Raw genomic sequence first — 7,056 nt, 5'->3', positions numbered from 1 at the left:
TTATATTTCTTTTTTTGTTTCATATCGGACACTTCCTCTCTTATCTTTTATGATAGAGAGTTAACTAAAAGCTGTCCATAAAACTATACTATATAAGTTGCAATTTTGTTTTACATGGCATTGTTCGCTCTTCTTGTCACCGTGCCAGCTTGTCAGGTGATAAAGACGGGACATGGAGATCGGAAATTCTTTATTACAACCTATATAGCACCAGTATCATATTGTCCAAACTGATGAACATAAACCCACATAACAGTAAAAAGAAGCCCAGGCAAGAAACGTAAACGCCTGGGTGTGACAGTAGCGATCATTCATAATGAAATCTCTTCCAATCTTTATATAAATTGTAAATAAGGATTAATCTAAGGAAATGTTCTACCTTATGAGTGATCCTCACTTTTCTTTCTTCACTAAGTCTATTTCATTAGTTGAAAACAGAATTTAGTTAAATTGCAAATGTTGATTTCCGTAAAAAACACGAAGAATAAAATCACGGGCTGGGACCTTCAGTTTGTCGTAGGCAAGCAAAAATTCCCGATTGTCATACGCTACTTCTTTGAAAGTGACACTGATTCCTTCCGCACCGATGTTTAGAATAGCGTATGGAGCTAGAGGCTTGTGATAACAGCCTAAAGCGCCCGGATTAATATAAAGCCTCTCCTTAGATCTAAAATGATGTAGTATATGATGATGACCGAAACAAACGACATCTACGTCAGAAGTTTTATATAGTTCGTCAAGTTTCTTTATTGTTGGTTGTTGATCAATAGGGATAAACTGATTTTCTTCGTTCAAATGATAATGCACAAATAATAATTTTTTCCCATTGTATTCGGCATATAATTTTTTCGGTATTTTCGATAAAGCGGGAATAAACTTTTTGTCCAGCTGTGAAGCAATCCATTGATGATGTTCTTTTTCTTCGCCCACACTTCCCGGTTCTTTCCCTTTCATTATGTTTAAAATGGCTTCATCATGATTCCCCATAACATAAGATATATCATTGCGGGAAAATAAAAGTTCAAGAACTTTGTTTGTTTCGTGTCCAATCGCCACTAAATCACCTAGGCAGTAAATATGTTCTACTGGATTATTTCTGTCAATATCATCCAATACCGCTCGCAAGGCAGCACTGTTGCCGTGAATATCGGTTATGATTGCTAATTTTGTTTCCAAAACTCCCCTCTCCAATTCTTTATTAATTTATAATATTTTGGTGATTGTTTTTTTCATACCTAAGACCATCATTCTATCAACCTATTAGGCGTTCTTAGGCGTTCTTGTCCTTTTATTCAAGAATAAAGGCGTTTTCCCTCAGTTCATAAAAAATAAAAGCCGTTTCATTCATCGAACTTCCCTGTTTGATAATCAAGAATAGCTTGACGAATCTCTTCTTTTGTATTCATGACAAACGGTCCGTATGCGACAACGGGTTCATTTATTGGCTCACCTGCATACAGGAGAATGCGAAGTTTTTCTTTAGCAGTGATTTTAATTTCGCTCTCGGAAGCTCCGTCCGCTGAACTTAAAAATAACACTTGTCCTTTATGTCCTTCTGTTTCATCGATCCCAAAAGTTCCGCTTCCTTCTAAAATATAAAGAAAGCCGTTATAACTTCCCGGCAAATCTTGTACGACACTCGCCCCTGGCTCTAGCAACATTTCTACCATCGTAACAGGAACATGATTAAGGGTTGAAGCCTGTACTCCTTTTGATGAACCAGAAAAAACTCGAATAATAGCCCCTTCTTCTTTACGCACAGGCATATCCTTACTTTTTAAATTTTGATAACGAGGCTCGGTCATTTTTTTCGAGCTCGGTAAGTTAATCCATAACTGCAGGCTATGCACAGTAGAACCAGGTGCTGGGTCTTCTTTATGAATGACACCTCTCCCAGCTGTCATCCATTGCACATCTCCCGGCTCCAGTTTTCCATAACCTGCTTTATTGTCAAAATGTTCAAGCACCCCATCAATCACATATGTCACCGTTTCAATGCCGCGATGCGGATGAAGATCGAACGTTCCTCTTTGAAAAAAATCTTCGGCAAGCATTAAGAACGGGTCGTATTCTTGCCAATTTCCCGGTTCTAAAACAAAACCATTCTGGTGAATTGGGCTGTTTGTTTGGTACTGCACTGTCTTAATACGACGAATGCCTCGTTGTTTTTTCATCATCTTTGGCGAGGAGACCCCGACTTCTAAGCGAGAGCGAAAGTCGGGGAGGAATCGCCCTTCCTCCTTTCTTTTGTATATGATAGAATAAGAATGTGGAGAAAACCGTTGAATCAAGGCACTCCAATCCCCGTTACTCGATGTAGGGAGTTGGTTGCAGGAAACGTTGCAACCGTAAAACATCGAGCGTACATCCGTCTGTTGTGCGTGGAAGTCAAGTACTGCCTACAGACATGCCGAGCCACTCGGTAGCGATATAGGCATGACCTATGTCGTTGGGTAGTCGTCAACCTGCCCCTGATGCAACCCCAAGTCAAGGAAGGAGGACGAAGTCCGTTCGCACTTCTGGGGAGTTGCAAGCCCCCGCTTCAAGCGTTAGCTAAGTGGGGGTAGTTGACAAAGGCCTCTCCTCCTGTTTCCAGTTGATGTTGTTTAGATTTGAATTCAATATGTTTCGATTGACTCTTTTCAATCTTTCTGAATCAATTCAATAAAATGGTAAATGATCCTTGCCGTTAACCCCCAAATGACTTTATTTTCATAATAATAAAAGTGCTCATCCATTTTTCGGGGGCGCCAATTATAATTTTCTCCGTTCGGAATCTTATCAAATGGAAAATTTGGTTCAGGCTCTGCTTTAAAGTGGACGTAATAAACTTCCGGCTCCGTTTGTTGAAAGAAAGACAGCGGAACAGTAAATATTTCAGCGACCTCCTCTTTATTTGGTTTCATTTTGTGAGGATGACGAATCGTCGCAACAAACGGATAAATGATCGTATCAAAAGGAGACACGATGTAATCTAACGGAAAAACGTCAGTGATGTTTGCTTTTTCGATCCCTAATTCTTCAACTGTCTCCCGAATGGCTGCCTCTTGGGCATTTTTGTCATTTGGATCAATTTTTCCACCGGGAAAGCAGATTTCTCCAGGCTGCCTGTTTAAATGAAACGCTCTGACTTCAAATAAGACGTGAAGCTCATCGTCTTTTTCGATTAACGGTAAAAGTACTGCGAATTTACCGAACTGTTCATGTCCTAACAAAGTCGGTGTTCGATTGCTTAATTTGTCAATGATTGTTTTATATTCCATTATTCCCCCCTCATTTCCTGCTTCACCTTCATACTTAATATATGTTTCCGCATCATCCATCGCAATCAAAAAATGTGCCTCTTCATTGCCAAATAAAACATTATTACATACAAATGTTTTACATCACGTTTGAGAACGAATGGAAACAGCGGTTTCCTTGTTCATTTTTTACAGAAAAATTTCTATCTTCCCCTTGAAATGTTAAATTGATCGGTACCAGCATGATACAGTTCGTAATAAAACCCTTTTGCTTTTAACAATGAATGATGGGTGCCTTTTTCAACAATGCGTCCTTCGTGAAGCACAATAATTTGGTCAGCGTTTCGAATCGTATTTAAGCGATGGGCGATGACAAAACTTGTTCTCCCTTTCATGAGCCGCTGTAACGCTTCTTGTATTTTCAGCTCCGTTACTGTATCAATACTGCTTGTCGCTTCGTCTAAGATTAAGATGGACGGGTTGGCTAAAATCGCTCTGGCAATCGCCAAAAGCTGTTTTTGCCCTTGGCTGATTCCGCTTCCTTCTTCGTTTAAAACAGTATCGTACCCGTTTGGAAGCTTCATAATAAACGAATGGGCATTCGCTAATTTGGCTGCTTCTTCCACGTCTTTGTCACTGGCATCTATCCTGCTGTAACGAATATTTTCTCGAATCGTCCCTTGAAAAAGGAACGTATCTTGTAAAACGAACGCCATATGCTGTCTAAGACTCGCTCTTTTAATATGTTTGATATCGTAGCCGTCAATAAACACCTGTCCGCTATCCGGGTCATAAAAGCGGGAAAGAAGGTTAATAATCGTTGTTTTTCCTGCTCCTGTCGGACCGACTAATGCCACCGTTTCACCAGGAGAAACATGAAAATGAATCTCGCGTATCGTCTCCTGTCTTTTTTCATATGAAAACGAAACGTGGCGAAATTCCACTTCTCCTTTTATGTTTCGTAAATGAATGGCCTCTTCGTTGTCTTCTTCCTCTTCCATATCGATAATTTCAAAAACTCGTTCCGCCCCGGCCATCGCCGACAGCAACATATTAAATTGGTTGGCAAGATCGTTAAGAGGCCGGGTAAACTGTCGTGAATATTCCGCGAAAATAACGATGACGCCAATCGAAATGAGGCCTTTTAACGCGAGCACTCCTCCTATCCCGGCAATGATGGCAAAGCTGATATTGTTTAATACGTTCATCAACTTTGGAATAAAACCGGAATACGTCTGCGCCCAAAAACCGGATTGTTTGAGCTTTTCGTTTTTTCGTTGAAATTCAGAAATCGTCTGTCTTTCTTGTGAAAACATTTTGATAATTTTTTGACCAGAAATGGATTCTTCAATGAAGCCGTTGAGCTCTCCTAAATTGCGCTGCTGTTCTTTAAATAACATCCGCGTACGGTTCGTAATCCATTTCATGCCAAAGAACATCATTGGAACAATTGTTAACGTCAAAACCGTCAGCAGCGGACTTAGCGAAACCATTACAATAACCGCGCCAACAAGCGTAAGAGTGCTTGAGAACAATTGAATAATGGAACTATTTAATGTTTGGCTCACATTTTCAATATCGTTTGTGATTCGGCTCATGAGCTCCCCGTGTTGCCGTTCTTCGAAAAAGCGGATTGGGAGTTTATGAAACTTTTCAAACAGCTGTTTTCTTAACGAATAAACCGTCTTTTGAGCAATCGCAATCATCCAATAATTTTGCAGAAAAAGAGACAGAGAGAGAAAAAGATACACTCCACCTAATATCATGAGCGACTGAATGAGCCCGTCTTGCTTTTTTACGACGATATGTTCATCAATGATTTTTCCAATGAAATAAGGGCCAAACAGACTTAAAAAAGAGCTGAAGACAACCATGAGAAGCACAAGAGCTAACATTCCTTTTTGCTTTGAAAGGAGTGTTGCTATTCTTTTTAATGTTTGAAACAATTTGTTTGCTTTTTGTTCCGATGTTTTTTTCCAATGATGCTGCGGCCTCAACATATGTATTTCTCCTCGCTATTAAGCTGTGATTGCACAATTTTTTGATATAGAGCACAGCTTTTCGATAAACATTCGTGATTCCCTTTGGCTAATAAAGCCCCTTCATCGAGAAGTAAAATCGTATCCGCTTTCATGGCCGTACTTACCTTTTGGGTCACAATGAACGTTGTACATGTATATGATTTCAAAGATTTCAATAATTCCGCCTCTGTTTTTAAATCGAGTGCACTTGTACTGTCATCTAGCAGCAAAATTTTCGGCTTCCGTATAAGCGCTCTTGCGATGGAAAGCCGCTGCTTTTGGCCGCCGGAGAGATTCACACCTTTTTGTCCAACAATCGTATCATATCCGTTTGGCAGTTTCATAATCGTTTCGTGAATTTGCGCATGTTTCGCTGCTTCTATCATTTCTTCCATTGAAGCGTCTTCTTTCCCAAAAGCGATATTTTCTTTCACCGTTCCGGAAAACAATAAAACTTCTTGCGGAACAAAGCCGATTTGTTTTCGCAACATTTCCTGATTCATGTCGCGAACATCGATGCCATCAATCAAAACCCGACCTTTATTCACATCATACAACCGCGGAATTAGTTGCAATAAAGAAGATTTTCCCGACCCGGTCGCTCCTAAAATGGCAATCGTTTCCCCGGGATGGGCAATAAACGAAATATTTTTTAAAACGGGAACTTGAGAATTTGAGTATTGGAAGTGAACATCTTCAAATATGACTTTGCCTTCTTTGATCGTTGTTTCATAATTAGTTTCTTCACGATCTGACAAATCGATGTTTACTGCCAGCACTTCTGAGACCCGCCGCGCCGATGCTTTGGCCCGGGAAAAAACGATGAGAATAAACGTAAAAATCGATAAAGCCGAGGTAATACGTGTAGCATAGTTAACAATCGCTACCACCTCTCCTGCTTTTGCGCTGCCTATTTGAATGTTTATATCACCAAACCAGAGAATAAGGATAATCGCTATGTTCATAACGAATAATAGAACAGGCATTGAGAGTTCCATGGTTTGCAATGATCGAATGGTGCGGTTCATCAAATCTTCATTCACTTTTGTAAAACGCCGCTGTTCATGTTCCCCTCTCATCATTGCTTTAATGAGTTTCATTCCCGTTAAATTCTCCCGCATCACTTCATTGACTTGGTCGAGTTTTTGCTGCACCATTTTAAATAATGCCATCCCTTTATTCATCATCCATATAAGAAACAATAATGAAATCGGAACCGTGAAAACTAAAATAAGCGCAAGTTTAAAATGAACATAAAGCGCCATCACCGTACCGAACAACACTAACAGCGGCGCCCGCAGCATAATACGCAAACTCATAAACACGGTGTTTTGGATTTGCGTGATATCGTTTGTCATTCGCGTAATTAAAGAAGACGTCGGGAATTGATGAAAATTAGAAAAAGAAAACGATTGAACTTTTTCGAATAAACGATTTCTCAAAGCAAACCCGTAATTTTGACCAACGTAAGCAGCCACAAAAGAGTTGGCGATTCCAGCCATAAAAGCAATAAGGGAAGTGCTCATCATGATGCTCCCCCACTTCCAGACGACAGAAAAATCGTGTTGCAGTATTCCGTCGTCAATGATTTTTGCCATCAGCAATGGATGCCACAGTTCAATAGCTAATTCAATAAGCATAAGCCCCCATGCTAGTATCATCCATTTCGTATATGGTTTTAAATACGCTAGCACACCAAACATGTAAAACCCCCAAACAAAAATTACTTTTCACTTTATTCTAACTTTTTTCAGTCTCTTTTTACATATTTTTGCTTCTGATTCTAAAAATCA

Annotated in this window: 5 protein-coding genes; all 5 read right to left on the bottom strand. The window is 39.8% G+C overall.

The features are described from left to right. Window positions 1-441: 441 nt before the first annotated feature. The 5 genes from EKC99_RS08815 to EKC99_RS08795 all read right to left on the bottom strand — a co-directional run bounded on the left by EKC99_RS08815 (window position 442) and on the right by EKC99_RS08795 (window position 6,966). Window positions 442-1,176, bottom strand: coding sequence for a metallophosphoesterase family protein (locus EKC99_RS08815; RefSeq protein WP_035067472.1), 735 nt, complete (start codon window positions 1,174-1,176; stop codon window positions 442-444). Window positions 1,177-1,340: 164 nt separating this feature from the next. Further along, complete coding sequence (locus tag EKC99_RS08810) at window positions 1,341-2,174, bottom strand: pirin family protein (RefSeq protein ID WP_163151488.1); 834 nt, start codon at window positions 2,172-2,174, stop codon at window positions 1,341-1,343. Between the two features lie 468 nt (window positions 2,175-2,642). Continuing rightward, window positions 2,643-3,263 (bottom strand): NUDIX hydrolase, encoded by a 621-nt coding sequence (locus EKC99_RS08805; RefSeq protein WP_163151486.1) that lies wholly within the window; start codon window positions 3,261-3,263, stop codon window positions 2,643-2,645. A 182-nt stretch (window positions 3,264-3,445) separates the two neighbouring features. Next, complete coding sequence (locus EKC99_RS08800; RefSeq protein ID WP_032100691.1) at window positions 3,446-5,242, bottom strand: ABC transporter ATP-binding protein; 1,797 nt, start codon at window positions 5,240-5,242, stop codon at window positions 3,446-3,448. After that, complete coding sequence (locus EKC99_RS08795) at window positions 5,236-6,966, bottom strand: ABC transporter ATP-binding protein (protein ID WP_163151484.1); 1,731 nt, start codon at window positions 6,964-6,966, stop codon at window positions 5,236-5,238. The genes EKC99_RS08800 and EKC99_RS08795 overlap by 7 nt, the downstream gene beginning before the upstream one ends. Window positions 6,967-7,056: the final 90 nt, after the last annotated feature.

Origin of the sequence: Anoxybacillus sp. MB8 (assembly GCF_011006755.1) — a bacterium.
Classification (GTDB): Bacteria; Bacillota; Bacilli; order Bacillales; family Anoxybacillaceae; genus Anoxybacillus; species Anoxybacillus gonensis.
Note: the sequence above shows the minus strand (reverse complement) of the source record. Positions and strands in the feature narration are given on the sequence as shown.

Excerpts from the sequence above, each read along its gene's own strand:
- EKC99_RS08810 (WP_163151488.1), bottom strand. The coding sequence starts at position 2,174 with ATGAAAAAACAACGAGGCATTCGTCGTATTAAGACAGTGCAGTACCAA.
- EKC99_RS08805 (WP_163151486.1), bottom strand. The coding sequence starts at position 3,263 with ATGGAATATAAAACAATCATTGACAAATTAAGCAATCGAACACCGACT.
- EKC99_RS08800 (WP_032100691.1), bottom strand. The coding sequence starts at position 5,242 with ATGTTGAGGCCGCAGCATCATTGGAAAAAAACATCGGAACAAAAAGCA.
- EKC99_RS08795 (WP_163151484.1), bottom strand. The coding sequence starts at position 6,966 with ATGTTTGGTGTGCTAGCGTATTTAAAACCATATACGAAATGGATGATA.